Source organism: Jutongia hominis, from assembly GCF_014384965.1.
GTDB classification, from domain to species: domain Bacteria; phylum Bacillota; class Clostridia; order Lachnospirales; family Lachnospiraceae; genus Butyribacter; species Butyribacter hominis.
The window spans coordinates 1-22199 of record NZ_JACRSW010000032.1; the positions used below are offsets into that span (position 1 = coordinate 1).

Annotated in this window: 16 protein-coding genes and 3 pseudogenes; 4 read left to right on the forward strand and 15 right to left on the reverse strand. The window is 36.5% G+C overall.

The features are described 5' to 3' along the window. Positions 1-467 (reverse strand): annotated as a pseudogene (locus tag H8700_RS08895) (IS21 family transposase); the annotation flags it as partial. A 90-nt stretch (positions 468-557) separates the two neighbouring features. Between H8700_RS08895 and H8700_RS08900 the strand changes: the two are divergent. The 3 genes and pseudogenes from H8700_RS08900 to H8700_RS08910 form a co-directional block, all read left to right on the forward strand. Further along, a pseudogene (locus tag H8700_RS08900) lies at positions 558-881 on the forward strand (replication initiation factor domain-containing protein); the annotation flags it as partial. Further along, positions 881-1084, forward strand: coding sequence for an excisionase (locus H8700_RS08905; RefSeq protein ID WP_002610247.1), 204 nt, complete (start codon positions 881-883; stop codon positions 1082-1084). The pseudogene H8700_RS08900 and the gene H8700_RS08905, both read left to right, overlap by 1 nt. 78 nt (positions 1085-1162) lie before the next feature. Then, a pseudogene (locus H8700_RS08910) lies at positions 1163-2356 on the forward strand (site-specific integrase). Between the two features lie 211 nt (positions 2357-2567). Here the strand turns inward: H8700_RS08910 and H8700_RS08915 are convergent. The 6 genes from H8700_RS08915 to H8700_RS08940 all read right to left on the reverse strand — a co-directional run bounded on the left by H8700_RS08915 (position 2568) and on the right by H8700_RS08940 (position 12981). Then, positions 2568-4895 carry a DUF262 domain-containing protein gene (locus H8700_RS08915; RefSeq protein WP_249305222.1) on the reverse strand — a complete coding sequence of 776 codons (2328 nt, stop codon included), beginning with the start codon at positions 4893-4895 and terminating at the stop codon, positions 2568-2570. A gap of 59 nt (positions 4896-4954) precedes the next feature. Then, a complete protein-coding gene (locus tag H8700_RS08920; RefSeq protein ID WP_249305225.1) occupies positions 4955-6109 on the reverse strand; it encodes an aminotransferase class V-fold PLP-dependent enzyme in 1155 nt (384 codons plus the stop codon). A gap of 60 nt (positions 6110-6169) precedes the next feature. Continuing rightward, positions 6170-9814, reverse strand: coding sequence for a DUF6079 family protein (locus tag H8700_RS08925; protein WP_249305227.1), 3645 nt, complete (start codon positions 9812-9814; stop codon positions 6170-6172). Positions 9815-9818: 4 nt separating this feature from the next. After that, positions 9819-10718: a DUF4007 family protein gene (locus H8700_RS08930; RefSeq protein ID WP_249305229.1), complete on the reverse strand. Its 900-nt coding sequence runs from the start codon at positions 10716-10718 to the stop codon at positions 9819-9821. A 54-nt stretch (positions 10719-10772) separates the two neighbouring features. Beyond that, positions 10773-12638: a phosphoadenosine phosphosulfate reductase domain-containing protein gene (locus H8700_RS08935; protein ID WP_249305231.1), complete on the reverse strand. Its 1866-nt coding sequence runs from the start codon at positions 12636-12638 to the stop codon at positions 10773-10775. A gap of 106 nt (positions 12639-12744) precedes the next feature. Then, on the reverse strand, positions 12745-12981 hold the full coding sequence (locus tag H8700_RS08940) for a helix-turn-helix domain-containing protein (protein WP_249305234.1): 237 nt from the start codon (positions 12979-12981) through the stop codon (positions 12745-12747). Positions 12982-13261: 280 nt separating this feature from the next. On the opposite strand from H8700_RS08940, the gene H8700_RS08945 reads away from it, so the two are divergent. Next, on the forward strand, positions 13262-13591 hold the full coding sequence (locus tag H8700_RS08945; RefSeq protein ID WP_022141486.1) for a helix-turn-helix domain-containing protein: 330 nt from the start codon (positions 13262-13264) through the stop codon (positions 13589-13591). A 146-nt stretch (positions 13592-13737) separates the two neighbouring features. Here the strand turns inward: H8700_RS08945 and H8700_RS08950 are convergent, their stop codons facing one another. From H8700_RS08950 to H8700_RS08985, 8 genes are all read right to left on the reverse strand, one after another. Continuing rightward, positions 13738-14955: an aminotransferase class I/II-fold pyridoxal phosphate-dependent enzyme gene (locus tag H8700_RS08950; RefSeq protein WP_249305505.1), complete on the reverse strand. Its 1218-nt coding sequence runs from the start codon at positions 14953-14955 to the stop codon at positions 13738-13740. A gap of 584 nt (positions 14956-15539) precedes the next feature. After that, a complete protein-coding gene (locus tag H8700_RS08955; RefSeq protein ID WP_249305237.1) occupies positions 15540-16469 on the reverse strand; it encodes an RluA family pseudouridine synthase in 930 nt (309 codons plus the stop codon). A gap of 99 nt (positions 16470-16568) precedes the next feature. Then, positions 16569-17090, reverse strand: a complete 522-nt coding sequence (lspA, locus tag H8700_RS08960; RefSeq protein ID WP_330606349.1) for a signal peptidase II — start codon at positions 17088-17090, stop codon at positions 16569-16571. 48 nt (positions 17091-17138) lie between these two features. After that, positions 17139-18221 (reverse strand): DivIVA domain-containing protein, encoded by a 1083-nt coding sequence (locus H8700_RS08965; RefSeq protein WP_249305241.1) that lies wholly within the window; start codon positions 18219-18221, stop codon positions 17139-17141. A gap of 12 nt (positions 18222-18233) precedes the next feature. Next, positions 18234-19040, reverse strand: coding sequence for a YlmH family RNA-binding protein (locus tag H8700_RS08970; protein WP_249305242.1), 807 nt, complete (start codon positions 19038-19040; stop codon positions 18234-18236). 331 nt (positions 19041-19371) lie between these two features. Next, positions 19372-19959, reverse strand: a complete 588-nt coding sequence (locus H8700_RS08975; RefSeq protein WP_022141494.1) for a cell division protein SepF — start codon at positions 19957-19959, stop codon at positions 19372-19374. A gap of 41 nt (positions 19960-20000) precedes the next feature. After that, positions 20001-20696, reverse strand: a complete 696-nt coding sequence (locus tag H8700_RS08980; protein WP_249305244.1) for a YggS family pyridoxal phosphate-dependent enzyme — start codon at positions 20694-20696, stop codon at positions 20001-20003. A 30-nt stretch (positions 20697-20726) separates the two neighbouring features. Beyond that, a complete protein-coding gene (locus H8700_RS08985) occupies positions 20727-22130 on the reverse strand; it encodes a biotin/lipoyl attachment domain-containing protein (RefSeq protein WP_249305247.1) in 1404 nt (467 codons plus the stop codon). Between the last annotated feature and the right edge of the window lie 69 nt (positions 22131-22199).

A 22199-nucleotide genomic window follows, 5' to 3' on the forward strand; every position in this document is an offset into this window, starting at 1 on the left:
ATGGATTCTTTCCAATCCAGCTGTGCCTGTTGTCCGGGAGGAGTTTCAAAACGCATCGCTGACTTTTTGTGACTGAAATTTTTCTGCCTGCGGTCAAAATATTCCTGAAATTCCGGATGATGGCTAATATAACGCCGAAAACTTGATTGTGCACAATGAAGCTGATGGTTGTCTTTTAGAAACTGCCACAAAACACGTTTGTAATAGAAAATCTGCTGGTTTTCATCTGATAGAAGTTCCCTGATGATGTCGTAATAATCATCAATAGGAGATCCTTTGTGCCGGGTGGTTGGTTTTTTATAACCTTTTAAATATTTATCAACTGTACGCCGGTCTTTTCCCAACTCACGGGCAATCTGACTTTTATTTACTTTCAATGTACCGTCCTCCAGAAAAGGTTTTAGTTTTGCTAAATCTTCAAGGGTATTAATCTGAAGATCTGTATGTATTTTCTGTGTATATATCATAATGCGATCCCTCCAATGGGATCCATTATATCTGGAACTTGTACATTTTTATATGATCATTTATGTACATTTATATCTTAGCATTTATACAGATGGAAAACGTGTCGGTTTTGGGAACGCTTTTTAGGGGCTGTGGAAGTCTTGAAACTGCAAGTACCGAAACTACATAATTCTCTTGAAGAAACACAGCAATGGCTCACAGAGGGTGGCGTGATTTCCGCTGTCAAAAGTTTTTACTTCTTAGAAGAACATGACGCATTAGGTGGACTGGAAAAAGTGGGAACTATGCTTGATAAGGCAAGATACAGTAATTCCCTTTCCAGCAAACTAACCGCCCACTTACAGAGGATAAACCGCACCGACCTTATCCCCTATATCCAGTATGACACAAAACAAGGGAAAGGGGGTATCTAATGAATAACAACGATATTCCTGTATGGGAAAAGTACACCCTTACCATTGAAGAAGCGTCAAAATATTTCCGTATCGGAGAAAACAAGTTAAGACGATTGGCAGAGGAAAACAAGGACGCTGGCTGGCTCATTATGAATGGCAACCGCATACAGATTAAACGCCGACAGTTTGAAAAGGTCATTGACAAATTGGACGCAATCTAATGCAAATGAGCCTTGTATGTGTTATGATGAACACAAGTCATATCAAGGCTCTTTCCAACAAGGAAAGGAGCAGACACCATGAAAGAAAAAAGACGGGATAGCAAAGGACGTATCCTGCATACTGGAGAGAGCTAACGAACAGACGGAAAATACTTATATAAATATGTGGACGCATTTGGAAACACAAAATATGTGTATGCTTGGAGATTGACACCCACAGACCCGACACCAAAGGGAAAACGGAAAAAACCCTCACTTCGTGAACTGGAACAGCAGATAAGACGGGATATTGAGGACGGTATCGACAGCACAGGCAAGAAAATGACGCTTTGCCAACTCTACGCTAAACAGAACACACAGAGGGCAAACGTGAAGAAAAGCACACAGAAACAACGGGAACAGCTCATGCGGTTATTGAAAGAGGACAAGTTAGGTGCTAAGAGCATTGATACGATAAAACCCTCTGACGCTAAGGAATGGGCATTACGCATGAAAGACAAAGGCTTTTCCTATAACACCATTAACAACCATAAACGCTCGTTAAAAGCGTCATTCTATATCGCCATACAAGACGATTGTGTAAGGAAAAACCCTTTTGATTTCAAGTTAAGTGAAGTCCTAGAAAATGATACCAAAGAGAAAGTCGCATTGACAGAGGAACAGGAACAAGCCCTACTCTCATTCATCAAGACGGACAATGTGTATCACAAGTATTATGATGATGTGCTGATACTGTTAAAGACAGGACTTCGTATCTCGGAACTGTGCGGACTGACAATCATGGACGTTGATTTTATCCATGAGGTTGTGGTTATCGACCACCAGTTACTAAAGAGCAAGGAACAGGGTTATTATATTGAAACGCCTAAGACAAAAAGCGGAACAAGGCAAGTGCCATTAAGCAGAGAAACGATACAAGCATTTCAACGGGTTATGAAGAAACGCCCAAAGGCAAAACCATTTGTGATAGACGGACGGGGCAACTTTCTATTTGTCAATCATAAAGGCAAGCCCAAAGTTGCCATTGATTACAATATGCTTTTTGTCCGTATGGTAAAGAAATACAACAAGCACCACAAAGACAATCCCTTGCCACATATCACACCGCATACACTACGCCATACATTCTGCACAAGGCTGGCAAGCAAGAACATGAACCCGAAAGATTTACAGTATATCATGGGGCATTCAAATATCAGTATCACAATGAACTGGTATGCTCATGCGTCCATAGATACCGCAAAATCAGAGGTTCAGCGCCTAATCGCATAAGAAGTATTTACCACGATTTTAACCACGCTTGATAGCGAAAATATAAGAAGATAGACCTAGATATGTGAGGTTTACCACAAAAGAAAAATGCCCGTAGAGCCGATAAAATAAGGCTTTGCGGACATTTAAGAAGATATAAAAAAATAGTCAAAAAGACATATATAATTTAATGCATATTTCATATAAAAATGCTATATGGTTATATGAAAGATTATAATTGTACCATCATCTCATCCTGATTTAAGTCACAATCAAGAAGTGCCTTAAAACATCCAACTAAGATCTTTTTCCTTCGTTCAAAAAACTCTTTTTTAGGAATCTTTTTTTCAAGGTCAAAATAGCTTTCATTACTCATCATTTGTTCAATGTCTTTATACATCCAATAATCTTTTTTGCGATCATAATATTTTTTAAACGAATCTTTTAATGGATCATTATTTTTTTTATTATTCTCTTTTGAATCCAGAATCATCATATTACCAAGAGAATTTACAACCTCTGATCGTTTATCCGGATCATTATACATAAAATATGCATTTTCCGGTGCCCTTACCTTTGCAGCTTCTAAATGATCAAGGTTTATTTTATCCGCATCCAAATTATAGGTGTTTGCAGATTTTTTTAGTTGAAACTTATCGTATGTATAATCTTTTGCATCTGATGAATCGCTATCACATATCCTGGTACATCGGAAAAGATTTAAGAAAAGAATTTTTACGCATAAATGATTTCTTCGATAAGACCAATCATTAATCCAGATTTCAAACTCTGATTTTAAGCTTTTTTCTATATCAGATGTAAGAAGATCAGATACTTTTTGATAACCTTTTCTTCCATTTGTGGCTATAATTTTAGTCGCTAATTTATTTCTTGGTGTTTTATGATCTTTTGCTAAAATATTAGCTTTCCAGAGCATAAAGGCACATTCATGAATTTCAATAAATTGGGGTTCCTCGTTCCTTTCATCGTTTTTAAGTTCTTCTATATAATCTTTAAATTGATCAATATTCAATTTTTGATCATGATCAGAAAGATATTTTGCCAGAATTACATTTGCAAGAGCTGCTAATACAGCTTCACGTTTCATGGCATATAATAAAGCAAATGTTTTATATGTTATGGAAACAGAATTATTGTTATCTGCTTTAATTGCAATTGTTTCTAATTTTTGAAACTTAATGTCAAATGTTTGGATCAAAACACTCATAGCATAGAAAACATTAAAATCATGTTCGATATATTCTTTTGTATATGTTTTAGTATTATCGGTATATTTTCTTTGAATCTCATTTTTACATTTAATATCATTCTTATTGTCATATTGTTCTGATTGTGTTAAAAAAATTGTAGCTAAATAAGCGATCAAACGTTTTTCTGCCTTAGGTTTTGTATCTTTAAAGATTTCTTCAACCCAAAGTTTATCCAACTTATCAATTTCTTTATTTTTATCTGAGTCAGAAATTTGGGGAGAATGCTGACAATATACTTTATAAAAATGATTTTTTACTAATTCCAGATCATCTACATCTAATGCTCTGTCGTTTAACACTTCAAATAATGTATATGCATCATCCGGATCTGTGGTTAAAATCATACAAAAGCTTAAATGCTCAATGATTTCTCCGAGGTAATCAACCATTTTTTTCGCCATATCCCACATATCTAACTTGCTGTCTGTAGTTGTTTTTTGAACATACTCTTTTGCATTATTAAAAATAGCTCGAAGTGCATGTAGATAATTCATATTATTATCATTTTCTATTTCTGAAATATTAAGAGAAAAATTGGATGGTGTTTTTTCGTTTTCCAGACATATGCCACATAAAGCATCCAAAAGGTAATCATTATAACAGTCTCGCGCATATTGCAAGCACAGCTTTTCACCGTCAAAGAAAGTATGTAAAGCCTTTTTGTAGTCCTCTTTGGATGAGACAGGGACTGTCGGAAGACCTAATTCAGTTCGAAATAAGGTTAGATTGTCCTTTAACACTTTTGCAATCTTTATACCAATATTCTCAGGAGATGTTTGAGATGTTTGAGATAATTGCGACAAATTTTTTGAAATATTAGCGTTTAAATGTTCAAACTTTGTACCATTCTTGTTCCCAATTAAATTAACATAAATATCAGAAAGTTTTTGAACTTCAGTTTGTGCATTCGCTATGGCATCAGGACCATCAAGTGTATGTTCTGCCAATTTAAGCTGAATAATATATCGAACATAATTCATTAAATAAAGTGTTGTTGTTCTTTGTTGTCCATCGACCAAAGAAAAAATAGTCTTATCTTCGTCTTCGACAGAAACCGTTGCACCTACAAAATATTCAGATGGATTTCCTGTTTTTGATAAATTGTCATTATAATCGTTAAATAAATTTGTTATATTTTCTTCTTCCCATCGATAAGGACGCTGATAATATGGAATTTCAATGATATGATTTCCGAGTATTTCTATTCCTTTTCCACCCATTGCTTTATCCGTATTCTGCCCTTTAAACAAACAATACATATTAATAATTCCTGCTCCATTTAATTTCATCTCTTGTTTCCTCCTTTAACATTCGTTAAATACCTGCTTTGTCATTTCCAGTTTCTTACCTACCCATACTCCATAATATCCTCCAATGCTTCCACCATCCTATCAATCTCCTCTTTTGTCGTATACCGCCCGACACTCATGCGGACTGTTCCGCCATACGGTTTACTTAAAAGTGCATCGTGGATCAATGGTGCGCAATGATAACCTGTCCGTACCGCAATATCAAATTCCTCATCTAAGATCTGTCCGACTTCATTGGCTAAAAAGCCTTCGATTGCAAATGACTGGATACCGAGACATTTGTCTGTAGGCGTGTCTTTTGCAAATAGGATCAGATCATCCAGATCGGCTGTCTGTTGTCGGAAATACTGTATCAATTCCTGTTCATGGTTATAAATAACCTCATAGGAAACGCGATTTTCTATTGCAGCTTGCAATCCGGCAACCGCAATAATGTCAGGACTGCCGACTTCATAACGTTTGATCCCGGATTCCGGTAAACTAAGATTTAAGGAATCACTTCCATTACCTCCATATAAGAACGGTTTTAGCGGATATTTGCTATAGTTGATATAGCCGCCGATGCCAAACGGTCCTCCAATCGATTTGTGACCGGCAAAAAGATAAAAGTCAGTACAGTCTTTTAATGGTTCAAGAGGTAAGAGTCCAAAGCCCTGTGCCCCATCAATACATACAAGACATTGTTCTTCTTTTGCTGCTTTGCATAAAACTTCTAATGGTAAGATATAACCTGTAACATTGCTGATCTGTGTGAGACATATTAATTTCGGCTTGTACAAATGGATCAGATCCATACTTTTTGCAATATCAATCTCTAATGTATCCGGCTGTAACGGAAGCACATCTATTTGTAAGTCTTTTGTCTGCCTTAAATGTTCTGTTGTTCGCATGATTGCGTTATGTTCATAAGGTGATACGAGGATCCGATCCTGTGCTTCCCATGAAATGCCATTTAATATTTCATTTGCGGCAATGGTAGCAGAAGGTGCAAAGACTACCTGTCCGATATCAGGAACTGCTGCCAGTCGGGCAACTTTACTACGTGTAGCAATTATTAACTCTTCTGCTTTTTTTGCTAAATGATAGCTCCCTCTTCCGGCATTGACAGATACATTACGCATCACATCTTCCATTGCTTTATATACTTCTTCGGATTTTGGATACGATGTTGCTGCATAGTCCAGATAGATCATGTCGTTTCACCTCATTTCTTTTTGTACATTATGCCTGATATTGCTTTTAGCAATTTGTTTTTAGCCCTGTTCTAATGTGTTCTCGATCATTTGTAAAAGAACCCGTATTTTTTGTTCGGTACTGAGTTCTTCTGCATAGTCATCTAATAAACTTTCCATTTCAGTTTCTAAAAAATGGGTTGAACTGTTGTTTTCTTCCGTCGATACGGTTTTTTCGATCGTATTGCCATTGGCTCTGCGGATCGTAAAGCGATATTGGTTTGGCTGATCGGTTGTTTCTTTTTGTGTCACTTCAGTAAGAATGGAATCCCATGCCTCCTGAAAATGTGTCAGACCGGATTCGTTATAATCAGATAAATATTTTCCGAGAAAACATTTCGAAATATGATTCAGAATATTTTCGGTATTGTCATCTGCTAAATTTTGAATGTAATGAAACAAAGAAACCGCCTCATGGCTTAGTATGATTTCTCCGGTATCGTATTGTTCTTTCCAGTCTTTTAATGCCGGACGCAAAGAAACATCATGCGAAACATTGATTGCATTCCTTGTGATCTGTTCGGCTTCCCGTAGCAAACGATCATATAGCTTTCCTATAAATTGTTTTGCCTTGGTTAGTCGTTTTATACATTCTGTCAGGGTAGATGCTTCAAAAAGAGCCGGAAGGATTTCAAATAAATATTCTCTTGGATTGATCTCAATTTGTTTTAAGCTGTCCCGAAACTTAGTAAACATTTTGACATTCAGATTTTGCGGAATATCTTCTTTTGGAATCGGTACGATCCTTGCATATTGTGAAAGCGAGCGATACCATTCCTGCATGGCACGAACGATACAACGAAGCCGCATTGCCTTTTTGTTTGCAAGATCGCGACTGATACCAAACAGCTTTTCTATCTGCTCTAAATACGTCATGACATCTTTTGAATCACTTAAAATGAAAAGCCAGTGATTATCCGGTGTATTATCTGCTTCTGTCAATGTATCTGCTGAAAGTTCCTGTTCTGCTTTTCCTGCATACAAAACAGGTGTCCCTTCTGTTCTGGCTAAGATCCATGATAAATAAATAGGAATGATTCCTTTTCGAAGTCCGATTTTTTTGCCGGTCAGACGATCATATAAAGTTTGAAAAGACTGTTTTTCATAAAATGCTCTATTGACAAATTCCATGATCATAGTAAGTATCATCTGAATATCTTTTGGAATCACTTTATTCTTATCATGCAGATCAGAAATTCCCACATTGGTAAATACAGCTCGAAAGATCGTAGCTTCCTGTGCCGTACCGGTATCCCAGGAAGTTACGTCCTGATCCTGTAAGATGGCATCCATAATCTTTTTACGGGCATTTTTTGTTTGTGCCGTAATATTTCTGCGATTGATCATTTCATTGTTGATGCGTGGTGTCTGCCCATAATAATGAATACAGATCTCATTTAAAACTTCATGCATTTGCGTAAAACTTTGTATCGTGTCAGAAATGACTTGTTCGTCACAAAGATGCATAGCAGACATTTGCTTTTTATTTGATGGAAAATACGTCTTTGCGATTTCTGTATTGAGTTCATAAAGCAGATCATCTTTGTATAATAAAAGTTCCTCTTCGACAAATTCCTGTTTTGCAATTTCCTCAGCATTAGAAAGAAGCTCCTGTACCACACAATATTGTTTTAATTTTTCATCCCAATGCATTGTTTTGTGCGGAAATACTACAAGCAGGCGTTCTTCTTTCCATTCCTGCAGCTTTTGCCTGATCTGCCTTTCAGAAACGGATGGATCGGATAAAAGCATCAGGATCTTTCCGTCTGAAAAACCATATCCCTTTCCTTTTTCCTGTTTCCAAAAAATATCCGGTGAGGATAATTGCAAGAACGTTTTCGCATCTAAAAACAAATATTCAAAAAAGCGTGTGATCGCTTTTTGCTGATTATATTTTTTAGGCAATTCGTACTTTTGTTCTAAGATCTCGTATAATAGCGAATCAATTGCCGGTTTTTTTGTCATATTCTGCGCTAATGTTTCGATTTCCTGCTCAAGATGAATACTTTTGTCTCTGGAAAATGCATATTCTTTGTGACGTTTACGAAAAACAATATATCCTGAGGCAAGTAATTCTTTCTTGCATTGTTCATATAAGTCTGCCGGCATATTACATGCATTTTGTAAATGAAGATCATTTGCAGGCATATCGGAAGAATGGATCATCGTAAATAACGCTAATACCTTGATCCATTTTTTACAGTTCGGATCGGTTTGCTGTTTTAAAATGTATTCTGCTTTCCGGCATTCATCCTGATATCTTGGATTACTCTTATCATGCAATAAAAGATCACGGAAGTAATCATAAATTCTGTCTGCACTGATCAAAAATGCATCTGCCTTTTTTTCTTCGTGCAAATAGCTGACTAATGTGTACTCTTCTTTTTTACTTAAGAATGTAAATAATGTCCGTTCATTTTGTCCGACTGCTTCACTGATCTGTAATAACAGATGCGTTGTAAGCGGTGCTAACGGAAAACAGCCGTATACAACAATTTCTTTGAATTGTTCATAAGAAAAAATTGTATGGAAATTTGCCAACGGATATACGTCTCTTGCATAGGCATCCAGATCAAAGCGCTGTTCTTTTGCAAATTGGTTGATATCTGTATTTTCTTTGCAAATCACATTTTGTATCAACTCATAATAATTGCGATAACCGGTTGCAAAGGAAATCTCATGTAATCTGCCTTCTACGCCTTCAAATGCATGCAGCACTTCAGGAGCTAAATATCTTCCGTATTCTTTGATGCTTTTATGCGTAACAAAAATCTGGCACAAAGATGCTTTATGACTGCTATTACATAATTCACACATATCCTGGACTAATTTCATATCCGTTGAAACTTCATCGGGATGTTCGCTTTCGATAAATTTGCTGAATTCATCAAATACGATCAGGATTCCTTCATAATGATATTGTTCCTGTAACAAATGAAGTGTATCTTTGTAAATATCCATGGTATCCATAGAGATCATAGGATGAAACTGACTACCGGCTGTAAGTGTTGGATAAATCTCTTTAAAAAGCTGCAACGCTTTACTGTCATGTTCAAAAAGAGCCTGCTGTAATATGGAGATCGTTGTAAACTTACTGTTACAAAGTTTCTCTTCTAATAATTGATAAGTTGTATAAAATTCCTTTTTCCACTGATCAATACAATGATTCGCTAATTCAAAATGTGTGTCAAAGACCAGCTCAGAAATTCCGACTCTTTGTAATGCATTTTGAAGTGCAAGCAAATATGATTGTTCTAAACTTTCCCTTCCAAAATTAATGATAACCGGAAGATATTTTTTCTCTTTTTGTACGAGTTCTTTTAATTTTAATGCAGTATTCTCATTAATGTTTGCTACCTTTTTTTGTAAGTTTCTCACACTCTTTTTCCACAAAGAAAGTTCTTTCTTTTTTGTGGCAGCAGGTCTGTTCAATAAAAATAAAAGAACAAGTAACAGATGTGATTTTCCTTTTCCGTATGCACCGGTCAACATTGTAGAGGTCCATTTTTTCTCATAAAGTAAATCTTCTAAAAATGCATCCAAAATAGCAACCGAAGAAGACGTTGGTATATAAGCATCTACTTTTTTATTGTTTTCTAAATCTAACTTTAAGTTAATAGAAGATTCAAAACGTTCATTGACTGTAATTATGTTTGACAGATTCATTTAGTTATTCTCCTATCTCATAGTACATTTTAACAATCTGTTCTGCCTTATCAGGCAAATCCTTTGCAATGTAAACCATATCTAACCCGGCAGTACGGTCCACATGCAAATAGCCCTTATTTTGAAGTTCATCTAAAGCATCATTCAAAGAAATCCTTGTTAAGTTCAATAACCTGCCGGGGCTGTTGCAGCCTTGTAAAAGTTCATCAATGGAAATACTTTGGACTTTATGACCTCTTAGAGGCTCTTTTAACTGTAATTGCTTTTTCATGGCATAAAGTACGGCATAGCCCGATATATCAAACTGTGTCTCACGAATATAGTTTTTACCGTGTCTACTGATCAGATGAAGACGCTGAAACGGGCATATCCTGTTATCTTCGGGATCGATATCCTCTGTATTTTGCCTTACATACATTTGTAATAACACACTACAATCATTTTCTAATGAATGTATGGGATAATCTGTCTGAAAAACAGATTCAAACGTTTCTTTCATTCTCTCTTCGAGTTTTTGACGGTCAAATTCAAGATTTGACATAGTTTGAAAAAACAGATTCCAAATAGTTGCTTCCTGCCTGTTCGATGCAATATTGATATGTAAAAAATATAATGTCATATCATTTTCTAAATAGGGATCATATTGTAAAATAATATGGGCAAGCTCTGTTAAATGTGTATTTTTTTGTTCGATCAAACCGGACACACGGAGCCAGAACTTGATCGATAACGCCATATTAGAACCCACTCCTAACGAATCTGCACCATTGAAATTTTCTTTTGAAAAGAAATTTTTGTCCGGGTTTTGTTTTTCATATTCCTGTATTGCAAGTAATGCTTTTGTAATCCATCCTTCTCGGATCGCAAAGCTTCCATGGCCTTTTAAACGGTAATTCTTTGCCATAATTTTTCCTTCCTGCCTGTATCTTTTTCTTTTATATGCTTTGAAGCGTCCTTTTTAATTTCTCTTAATTGCTAATACTTTTCGCATATAACATCCTAATGTAAAATGACCAACGCATTCCTGACATTTTACGCATTTCGTATCGTCAATCTTGTAGTTTGTGCTGCCTTCTTTATCAGAGACACTGATCGCACTATATTTGCATACACTCTCACATGCCCGGCATCCGAGACACATTTGGTATTTTGTGATCTGGCAATCTATTTTGCGTTTGGCATCTGCAAGATCTTTTGCACGCATCCTGGCAATATCATCTATAATGATCTTTATCGATGTACTGCCTGCTTTTCCATGTATCCGCAAAATGCTGTTGTAATTGCTGTCAACGACATATACTTCATGCAAACGCTTTCGTCCCATAGAAAAATCAAGATGTCCGAACGGTTTCATCAATTCATACAATTCATCGCTCAAAGGACGTGTTAATTCATAGTTGAATGCATTTTCCTGTGTCACACATGGTTTGTCCGTAACAACAGAAGTCTGGGCGATCATAAGACCGTTACCACCTTGCCGTGCTTTCCATTTGCCGGTATCTACATAGACTTCCGGGTCTTTTTTGCCGACTTTTTTCGCAAAGTCGATCAGTTGTTCACGAAAAGTAAAATATTGATCCGGCATATGGATCATTGATAAAAATTCGGACCATATACTGTTATTCGGGCAGCACCAGCAGCCTACTCTGGCATACCCTAACCGATATGCCTGATTAAAAGGAATCTTTCGGCTTAAAATATAGAGCCAGACATCAAAGTCATACCAGTCAATGATCGGTTCTGCCGCTTGCTGCTTTCCAATCTTGGAATCTTCGGAAGTTCTTTCATATTTGCTTCGACTTGTCGACTCACTTCGACGGATTCCCTGAAACGAAACGATCTTTGTTTTATTTTTAAACATCGATTCAATCTGGCGGTTGATCGCACCGGTCTTAAATATCGTACAACACCAGCGCATAACCCGACTTGGCGGACCGATAATCTGACAAAGTTCCTCAAAGTTTTTATCCTTATTCTTAGAAGAACGCACGAATGCATCCCGATATGTCTTTTTATATTGTTTGACATATTCTAAGGTATAAGGAAATTCCAATGTAGTATCTCCAAACAGATGTAATAATTTTTCTTTTGGTGAAAAATCAAGCGAACGCCTGACAAGATCTGCTACAACCGTGGAATCTTTTCCTCCGCTAAAAGAGACAAAGATCTCATCTTTTTGAAAATCTTTTGCCACCTGACGGATATAATTTGTGGCATCTTCTTCTATCTGTAAGAATCTCTGCCGGTTTGCGACAATGAAACGTTCGATCATAGCATCAAAGTATCCGGTATCAATTTCACTTTCAAATTCCTGATACTTTTTGCGGATCTTTTTCGTATCCAGAGACTTTAATGTACTGATTGTTAAAGGGATTCTTTCCTTATTTGCATAATAGATGTTGCCGCTTCCGTTCCAGATAGAAATATTTCGAAACGATCCGGGCTTTTTGCCTAAAATAAGTTCGAGCAAAAGCTTCTCTTCCGGGAAAACAATACGACAGTCCTTTGCAAAAGCAACTCCTTTTTGCTTACAGCAGCCACAAACTTTATCATAAAGAGGGATGTTGCATTGCTTACACCAATACAGTCTGCTGTTTGTCTCAACTTCACTTCGTGGTTGAAAGTTTAATTCCTTTGCATTGGGATAACTTTTTGTCTTTTCAAACAACATACGACATTGATTACACTCACTGGATGGAATGGTAATATACGATCTGTCTGATTTTGGAAGTACATCATATGCTTTTTTTGCTTGCAAATAAGCCTCATAGCTTTCATCTTCTCTCTTTTCTCTATGAAATCCATAACATTTATATTGAATCATCTTTTTCTTTCCTTCATTTTTATCGCTACCGGAATTAACATATCAAAAGTTTATTTTGTGTCAGAACATCCTAATTATGCTGACCTCTTTATACGCTAAAATGAAACTATTTTATCTTTATTGCCGGATTTTTCGGGATACCGATTCTTTCTGCATTATCTTCTATCGAGAAAAGGTACGGATCTTCCTGTAAATAACAGCATATTCTCATAAATTCATCTGCACTGAAAACCGTTTGATCCGAGCAAAAACGCTCCTTTGCAATACCGGTTGCTTTTGTAAGTTCATCAACCGACAAGCCTTTTTCTTTTATATAATCCATCACCCTTTTGGTTATATTCATATTCACACCTTGTCCTTTTTCTCTTTTTACGGGAATTTTATCTATAATAAATCCATTATATTCTTTTTATAAGAGAATTGCAATTAAATATTTTCCCGGATAGTGGGAATATCTATGTGTTTGCTTGACAGCAGGAAAATTGATTTGCTACTATGATTTTAATAAGACCGAACTGTATATACTAAGAGCAGATATCCTATCTGCCATGTGTCGATATGTTTACAGCTTTTATCAGAAAACAGAAAAAAGGGATGATAAAAATTCCCGGAAATGAGGAAAAATGAAAAATCCAAAAATCGCAGCTATGTTAAAATATTATAGAAAATTAAAGAAATTATCGGTTGAAAATGTAGCCGCTTACCTACAGGACAACGGAATCCCGGTTGCTTCTAAAACCATTTACGGATGGGAAAGCGGGCAGACGCAGCCCGATGCAGATACATTGATGTATCTTTGCAAACTTTATGAGATCAAAGATGTATTAGGTACTTTTGGCTATAAGACAGCAAAAGATAAAATGATCTTAACAGAACATGAAGAAGCTTTGATTCTGGCATATCGTTCAAAAGAGATTTACCGGAAAGCCATTGATAAATTATTGGATCTGTAAGACGTATCATAACTTTTTTTTGCGAAAAAAAATACACTGATCCGAAATAAAAAAGAGTCTTATCAAAACGGGATATTTCCCTGCTTTTCTGACAGGGGGATATCTAAATATGATAGGACTCTTTTATGATAAAAAACTTATTTCACTTATTTTTGCTTATAATAACTTAAAAAGTCACCAAGTTTTGTGATCGCATCTTCAAGTACTTCAATACGAGGCAAATAAACCACACGGAAATGATCAGGATCTTTCCAGTTAAATCCACCACCATGCACGATCAACAACTTTTTATCCCGTAACAGATCCAATGCAAATTTTTCATCATCTAAAATGTTGTAGCGTTTCGGATCAATCTTAGGGAAAATATAAAATGCAGCTTTGGGTTTAACAGCAGAAATGCCCGGAAGATCATTTAACGCTTTATAAATGTATTCTCTCTGCTCATAGATTCTTCCGCCCGGTACGATATAGTCCTGTACACTCTGGTGGCCGCCAAGTGCAGTCTGGATAATAGATTGAGCCGGTACATTCGAACAAAGACGCATATTAGAAAGCATATTCAAACCTTCCATGTAATCTCTTGCCATTTCTTTATTTCCACTTAAAACCATCCATCCGACACGATAGCCGGCAATCATATGTGATTTGGAAAGTCCGCTGAATGTAACACAGAACAGATCCGGTGCTAAAGAGGCAATTGATATATGTTCTTCTCCATCCATTACCAGACGATCATAGATCTCATCAGAGAAAATAATAAGCTGGTGTTCTCTGGCAATCTCAACGATCTGCTCTAATACTTCTTTGGGATATAATGCTCCGGTTGGATTGTTTGGATTGATAATAACGATTGCCTTCGTTTTATCGGTCACTTTTTTGCGGATGTCTTCCATATCCGGATACCATTCTGATTGCTCATCACAGATATAATGAACCGCATTTCCTCCGGCAAGAGTCACGCAGGCGGTCCAAAGTGGATAATCCGGCGCAGGAACTAATACTTCATCACCATTATCAAGAAGTGCTGACATACTCAGATTAATCAATTCGCTTACTCCGTTACCTGTATAAATATCTTCAACGGAAACGTTTGGAATATGTTTTAACTGTGCATATTGCATAATGGCTTTTCTGGCTGAGAAAAGTCCCTTAGAAGCAGAATATCCCTCACACTCTGTCAACTGTCTCTTCATATCGTATACTATTTCATCCGGCGTACGGAAGCCGAAAGGAGCCGGATTACCGATATTTAATTTTAAGACATGGGTTCCGCATTCTTCCATCCGATTTGCTTCTTCTACGACAGGACCACGTACATCATATAATACATTATCTAATTTTGTTGATTTTTTAAATTGACGCATTGTTTTCTTTCCTTCCTCATAGGTATGTTCTATATTATCTGTTCCATATAACCACGCAGGATTAACCTGTAAAGCTTTCGCTAAAAAAATTCCGATATTTTGTCTTGGTACCGCTCGACCGCTTACGTACTGACTCATCTGGCTTTTGCTCAGTCTGACATTAGCAGCCTGGGCTTCACGCAAAAGATCCACTTGTTTTTTGTGCTTTTTTTGCATCGCTTCTTTTAGTCGTATTGTGAAGATTTTTTCTTCCATAAAGTGCTACCGACTCCTTTCTGTATGGCAGGACAAAAATAAACTTTTGCTTGCTGTTTTACAATAAATCTGTATAGAAAATAAACTTTTGTTTAATTTCCAAACACCTTTCTATATAAGTTTATTATATCACCACAAGAGGAAAAAGCAAGTTTATTTAGTTTATTTTTAGCCTGTTATAAAAAAAGTTTATTATTATAGTAAAACTTATATGGAGTGAATCGCTTACAAACAGTTGAAATTTCTTATATTATATAAATTGGGAATATAAAAACTCAGCTTACAAAAAGTTTATTTTTACAAGCTGAGTTTTAGTCTTTTTCTATGCATTACCCTTTTAATGTTGTTAAAAGCTTCTTAAAATATTCCGGTAACGGTGCATCAAATTCTACATACTTTTTAGTTCTCGGATGAATAAATCCCAATGTCTTTGCATGCAAAGTCTGTCCCTGTAAGTGAAACGGACATTTTGCAGGACCGTATACAGAATCTCCAAGAATCGGATGACCAATGCTTGCCATATGCACACGAATCTGGTGCGTCCGTCCGGTTTCCAAGTTACATTGAATATAAGTATACTTATTATTTAATGGGTCTAATACTGTATAGTGTGTTACAGCATGTTTGCCATTCTTTACGTTCATTGCCATCTTCTTACGGTCAACGGGATGTCTTCCTATCGTGCTTTCAATTGTTCCCTGTTCTTCTTTTAAATGATTATGAACGATTGCATGGTAGGTTCGGCTGATCGAATGTTCTTTTAACTGTGACGCAATAAAGTTATGTGCATAATCATTTTTGCACACAACGATCGCACCGGTCGTATCCTGATCGATACGATGTACAATACCCGGACGCAAGACACCATTGATACCGGATAATGAATCCTTGCAATGATATAAAAGTGCATTAACAATCGTACCGGAATAATGTCCGGGTGCCGGATGTACAACCATCTGTTTAGGCTTATTGATCACAATGATATCTTCATCTTCATACAAGATATCCAGCGGGATGTTTTCCGGTTCTATGGACAGTTCTTTTGGTGGTTCATGATAAAGAATGATATGATCTCCGTTTGTTAATTTCAAACCGGCTTTTGCCTTTTTGTCATTGACAAGCACTTTGCCTTCTTTGATCTTTTTTTGCAAAAAAGAGCGGGAAATATCCGGTTGTTTCTTCGTAAGAAACTGATCCAGACGGCTTCCTGACTCTTCTTCCGGTACAGTATATTCTATTTTGGTAATGGAATCTGACATGATTATCCTCATTTCTACAAGAGCAATATAGACGAGCGGGTATTTTAAATTTTGAAAAATACAATTTTGATACATTCTGTCTTATTATGTTCGGTTTATTTACTTAGTCTCTTCTTTTTTGGAAGATGAGAAAAGAGACAATTGTTCAAAATCTTCCTCTTTGTAATAAAATCCGATCAAAATCACAGCAATGACAGCAGCGATCACAACATAGCAGTCAGCAATATTAAAGATCGGAAATCGTATGCATGAAAAATATAAAAAGTCAACTACATAACCATGCACCATACGATCGATCATATTTCCCAGCGCACCGGCAGCCACCAGAATCATGGCAATATGCAATGGCAAAAAACGCTTTTGTGCCGGAATTTTACGGTAAAAGAATGTGATCGCAACCAAAATACATATCGTAATGACTAAAAGAAAACCCCGTTTATTTTGCAAGATACCAAATGCAGCTCCATGATTTTCTAAATATTGCAACTGAAACACATTAGGAATGATCAAAATAGCTTCCTGCCCTTTCAAATGAGCAACCGCCAGCATCTTAGTTCCCTGGTCAATCAAAATTCCTGCTATGATCCCTAATAATCCTAATAGATAATATTTCCTTGTCATATACATCCTCACTTCATTGCATTTTCATCCATAAACAAATCATAATAATTACGGTTCAATAAAAGTAAATGGAGAATCTTTTTCCTCTTCCTCAGGATCAACACTATGGATCGTGTCATCTCCGGTAAAATCATCTAACTTTGGTGTTGTTATGACCTCATCAGAAGCTTTTTTAGCTGCATCTGGAGTATGATTGGTTTCTTCTTTTGCATCATCAGAACCTGTTGTCATTTTATCAAATCCATTGGCAAGTTTTTGGCTGATCGCATCAATATCCTCCTTGCTGAGATGTTCATCCGGTATATCGTCTTTTGTTTCGTCTTCTGCAACATCTGCCGATACATCTTCTGATCCATCTGAAGATGTGTTTACATTCTCCATGCCGATGCTGTTGTCCCGGGCTGATATTTCTTTTGTGATATTATTTACAGTATCTTTAACCTCTGTTTTTTGATCTGGTTCTGTCTCTTTAGCGATATCCTGAATTTCAGATTCATTCTGAACCATATCCTCTGTCACATTGGCTTTCTCTTCTGTATACGACATATCTGCATCAGCTACAACTTCGTTATCATCTGCTTTTGTATCACTTAACATTTCATCAATCTCAGGTGCGTAGATAGAATAATTTTCACTTTCTAACATCTCAATCTGGGATTCTGCTAATTTCTTAAACTGTAAACGATAGCTTTCATAACTTTGTACTAATTTGCGGACATGATTTCTTGTCTCAGAAAGTTCATTATTTGCTTTGGCTTTTGTGATCTCGGCATATGCTTCTGTTTCTTTGCGCAAAGACTCAGCCCGGGAAGCCGCTTCTTTTTCAATCGCTTCTGCTTTTGTCTGTGCCTCACGAATCATTGCATCCGCTTTACTTTTGGCTGCTTCCTGTGTTTCAGTCGATGTCTTTTCTGCAAGAACAAGAGCTTTTTGCAAGGTTGTTTCCATCTGTTTGTAATTCTGTATCCCTTCGCTTAAAGAGGATACTTTTTCTTTCAGATCATGATTCTCTTTGAAAAGCTCTTCATATCCTGCTAAGATCTGCTCTAAGAATTCGTCAGTCTCCTTTTTACTATAACCGCGAACGGCTGTTTTTAATGTATGATTTTGAATATCGATCGGTGTAAGCATTCTTATATCCTCCTAAGTATATTGTTGAACTGTAATATGATAACGTCCTTTTTTGGATAGGGCATTTGCTTTGTCATATCGGAATTTCCCATATCCACGTATTGAAAAGATATCTCCCTCTTCTAACTTTTTTGCATTTTCCGTACAGATCCGTCCATTCAGGAAAACTTTGCCGCTCTGTATCAAGGCTACTGTCTGAGAACGGGACGTACGGATCGCAAGTGCTAATACCGCATCAAGCCGGAATGATGATACACTTCCCGTAATCGTTTTATAGGTGATCTCCCAGTCTGCCGAAGAAAATGCGACTTCTTTTGCAACCACAGTTGTATGTTTTATCCTGGTAATTCCCTCTAATAAAGAAACCATGTCTTTTTTACAAAAAACATAAGCCGTGCCGGCCTTAAACACAGGATCTTTTTTTACCAAAATGTCTCCGATCCTGTCTCTTGTAATGCCAAGTCCCATGATCGTTCCAAGATAATCTCTATGATTTAATTCATCACAAAATTTTTTATTTGCCGGCAAAAAACGGATACATGCTATCGGAAAATCCTGTTCAACAACAGGAGATTGTCTGTCATCCGGCAAGAAACAGATGATCTTACGTTCTGCTTCGGGATATCCGCCATATAATTTGTATTGTACTTCTTCTGACACGTTCTGATGCCCATAAAACTCATCCAAAGCTTTATAGGCGAGTTCGAGTTCACTCATGCTTCCAAACTGGCTATATGCCGGAATCGAACGCTGATAGGACAGATTGATCAGATCATGATAATGTTTTAAAATGATCTGTTCTTCTTTTGTCAGATTCATAGTATGCCTCCCTTGGAAAGAAAATACGAACAGACTCTTTCGAGATAAGACAAAATGATCAGAATAACGTAAGGACTCAAATCTATTGAAAATGTATTCATCATGGAATATTTCATAATTTTTTGCATCGGAAATAATATCGGTGATACCATCATCAAAAAAAAGATTCGTACTTTTTGCGATAACGGAAAGAACGACTGGACTAAAAACAGAACAACCAGACATTCTAACACGATAAAGAATATCTCCATACAATATATTATGTAATGAACCATCTGCTGCCTCCATTCATTTTGCTAAGATGCAGGAAGCAGAATTCAAAAAACTTTGATTAAAATTCTTTGTTAAACGATGCAATGTTATAGCTCTCTTCTGTTTCCAGACTCTTAATATAATCACCTGAAATCTCTACACCATTCGGTGAAAAGATAAAGATAAAACGAGATACCTGGCACATATTGCCGGAAATCGCAAAAATACATCCTGAGATAAAATCCATAATTCTTTGTGCTTCCATCAGATCAATTCCTTCCAGGTTAACAACAACCGGATGATCATTTAACAACGTATCGCAGACCTGCTGTGCTTCTCCGATGTTAGATGGCTTTACAATACAAACTTCTAATTCACTGTTGGATGATGGCATTCTGACTACTTTACTTCCCGAAGAACGAGTTGCTGTACCGGTACGTGCCTTTGGTGCAGCCGCTTCATCATTAAAATAAGCATCATTTTCTTCACGGAAAGTAGATGTATGCTTTGCGTTTTTCTTACGCTCTTTTTCTTCCCTGCGTGCTTCCCGCTGCAGTTCTCTTTCACTGAATTCATCGATATCATCTTCATAAAAATCATCATCGAATTCTTCTTCATTGTCAAAACGTAAAAAATCCAATATTTTGCTGCCTAATTTGTTTGCCATTCTTGTATACCCTCCTATGTGATAACAGTTGACTGTATCACTTATTTTTTACTATAATCACGAGCGCCAAAGATGCCGGTTCCAACGCGGACACAAGTAGCACCTTCTTCTATGGCAACTTCGTAATCGTTTGTCATTCCCATAGATAACACACTCATAGAAACATTATCAATGTTTTTGCTGTCAATGTCAACTGACAATTCACGTAACTTTTGAAAAATATCTCTATTTTCTTCGGGATCATCAACAAACGGAGCAATCGTCATTAAACCTTCAATCTTAATATGCGGCATTTGCGCGATCTGCTCAACTAATTCCAGCGTTTCTTCTGTCTTTAATCCATATTTGCTTTCCTCTTGTGCAACATTAACTTCAATCAAAATATGCGAAATCACATCTTTTTTCTTTCCCTCTGCTTCAATCGCCTGTGCTAAATGTAAAGAATCAACCGAATGGATCAAAAAAGCTCTTCCAACGACATATTTTACTTTATTGGTCTGTAAATGTCCGATAAAATGCCATTTGATATCTTTTGGAAGTCCATCACACTTTTCTTTCATTTCCTGTGCTTTGTTCTCACCAAACTCTCTTTTTCCAAACGCATAGGCTTCTTCTATCATTTCTTTTGGTTTTGTTTTGCTGACACAGATCAAAGTAACATCTTCTTTATTACGACCTGCCCTTTTGCACGCATTTGCAATGTTTTGTTCTACGTTTTTTAAATTTTCTTCGATCAAAGAAAACACCTCTTTCTGTATTTGTAATATTTAATAGATCACATCACTTTCTGTAATCATATCAGGATTTAAAATGATATGATCAAAGTTTGACAGGCTATACTGGTTTCCTATCTCAACAATTGCATATTCTTTGTTCGCATAAAGTTTTTTGATATATTCAAAACGGCAATAACCCTGATTGCAATTATAAACGCCTTCTAGCTTTTTGATCTTCGTGACTTGCATAAAACGACCCGACGAAGTGGAATTGCCTTTTGTGATCGTTGTCCCGGCTTTTAACACGGCTGCATCAATATATGCATTTCCTTTTTCATCATAATAGTATACTTCGGCTGCCACAAAGTTGATCTTTGGTGCTCCGGAATCCGTATATGTGATCGTTGCAACACCTGTCTGATTGGAATTGGCACCTTTTGTAATATATTCCTTCGGGATCACATAACATTTTTTCTTTAAAACGGATGAAACCGGAATCTTTAAACCGGTAGCATTATTAAAAATAATCTCCACATCCAGATACCGGTTATTCAGATATCGGATCATATATTTGTCAAATACCAGATTAGCATAATAACCGCCATTTGAAGTAAATTCCTGAACGACCGGTGTCATAGTGATATTATCTTTTTTTATCTTTACGGACACCGAATCTTTCTTTGCAATCTTAATATACTGTTCTTTGGTCAAGGATACAACGATCGACCATTTCTCACTTGTTACCACGCGATATACAGGTGAACCTGCTGTTATCTGCTCGGTTGTACGGATCTGCTTCATTGCATCATTCATCGATGTAAAATCACTCTTTTGGATCGTATCTTTTGATAACGACTCTCTTCCATCCGATGAAAAAGAAATGATGCCGGTCTTTTCTGCTTTGACTAAGGAAAAGTTCTTATCACTTCCTGATTCCTGCTTTAGCTTTTGTAAACTTTTTGTCAGGCTGACATCCGATAATTCTAAAAGTACATTATCGACATTATAACGAAAATTTCGAATACTTCCATATTCAGAAAGATCAAAATTTTCACGAAAATCAGAAATTGTATTACGGATATTTCTGGTATCTTCATCGGATAATGCTACATCGTCCGTATCAGTATTCGCAATCGCAGTTGTTGTATCTTTGCTGTCACTTGTCGAATACACGGTTGTCGTTTTGGATAATTTTGATCCTTCGCCTACATAATAATTGACATAACCATTCTTTTTGGCATTGACAAGACTTTCTTCGCGAAGAACGATTCCACGCAGATTTTCGTTATCGGCAAGCTGTGTCTGTGTGACTTCATAGATGGATACATGTTCTCTGGTAAAAGATTGTATAAAAAGTAAGATAATCAAAACAGCAAGAAAGATCAAAAAGAACCCAAATGCTCCAAAGGATCTTTTTTTCATTTTGATCACTTTTTTATTTTTCGCTGGACTCATATAAGATCCTCTCTTTTCTCCCATACAAGGATTTTATTCTCATAACTTTTATTATACCCCGAATGAACC

Coding starts and splice junctions, on each gene's coding strand:
- H8700_RS08965 (WP_249305241.1), bottom strand. CDS start 18,221: ATGCTTACACCGATCGATATTCAAAATCATACATTAAAAACAGCCGTT.
- H8700_RS08920 (WP_249305225.1), bottom strand. CDS start 6,109: ATGATCTATCTGGACTATGCAGCAACATCGTATCCAAAATCCGAAGAA.
- H8700_RS08905 (WP_002610247.1), top strand. CDS start 881: ATGAATAACAACGATATTCCTGTATGGGAAAAGTACACCCTTACCATT.
- H8700_RS08985 (WP_249305247.1), bottom strand. CDS start 22,130: ATGAGTCCAGCGAAAAATAAAAAAGTGATCAAAATGAAAAAAAGATCC.
- H8700_RS08945 (WP_022141486.1), top strand. CDS start 13,262: ATGAAAAATCCAAAAATCGCAGCTATGTTAAAATATTATAGAAAATTA.
- H8700_RS08925 (WP_249305227.1), bottom strand. CDS start 9,814: ATGAATCTGTCAAACATAATTACAGTCAATGAACGTTTTGAATCTTCT.
- H8700_RS08930 (WP_249305229.1), bottom strand. CDS start 10,718: ATGGCAAAGAATTACCGTTTAAAAGGCCATGGAAGCTTTGCGATCCGA.
- H8700_RS08950 (WP_249305505.1), bottom strand. CDS start 14,955: ATGCGTCAATTTAAAAAATCAACAAAATTAGATAATGTATTATATGAT.
- H8700_RS08970 (WP_249305242.1), bottom strand. CDS start 19,040: ATGAATCTGACAAAAGAAGAACAGATCATTTTAAAACATTATCATGAT.
- H8700_RS08975 (WP_022141494.1), bottom strand. CDS start 19,959: ATGGCAAACAAATTAGGCAGCAAAATATTGGATTTTTTACGTTTTGAC.
- H8700_RS08940 (WP_249305234.1), bottom strand. CDS start 12,981: ATGAATATAACCAAAAGGGTGATGGATTATATAAAAGAAAAAGGCTTG.
- H8700_RS08935 (WP_249305231.1), bottom strand. CDS start 12,638: ATGATTCAATATAAATGTTATGGATTTCATAGAGAAAAGAGAGAAGAT.
- H8700_RS08955 (WP_249305237.1), bottom strand. CDS start 16,469: ATGTCAGATTCCATTACCAAAATAGAATATACTGTACCGGAAGAAGAG.
- lspA (WP_330606349.1), bottom strand. CDS start 17,090: ATGACAAGGAAATATTATCTATTAGGATTATTAGGGATCATAGCAGGA.
- H8700_RS08915 (WP_249305222.1), bottom strand. CDS start 4,895: ATGAAATTAAATGGAGCAGGAATTATTAATATGTATTGTTTGTTTAAA.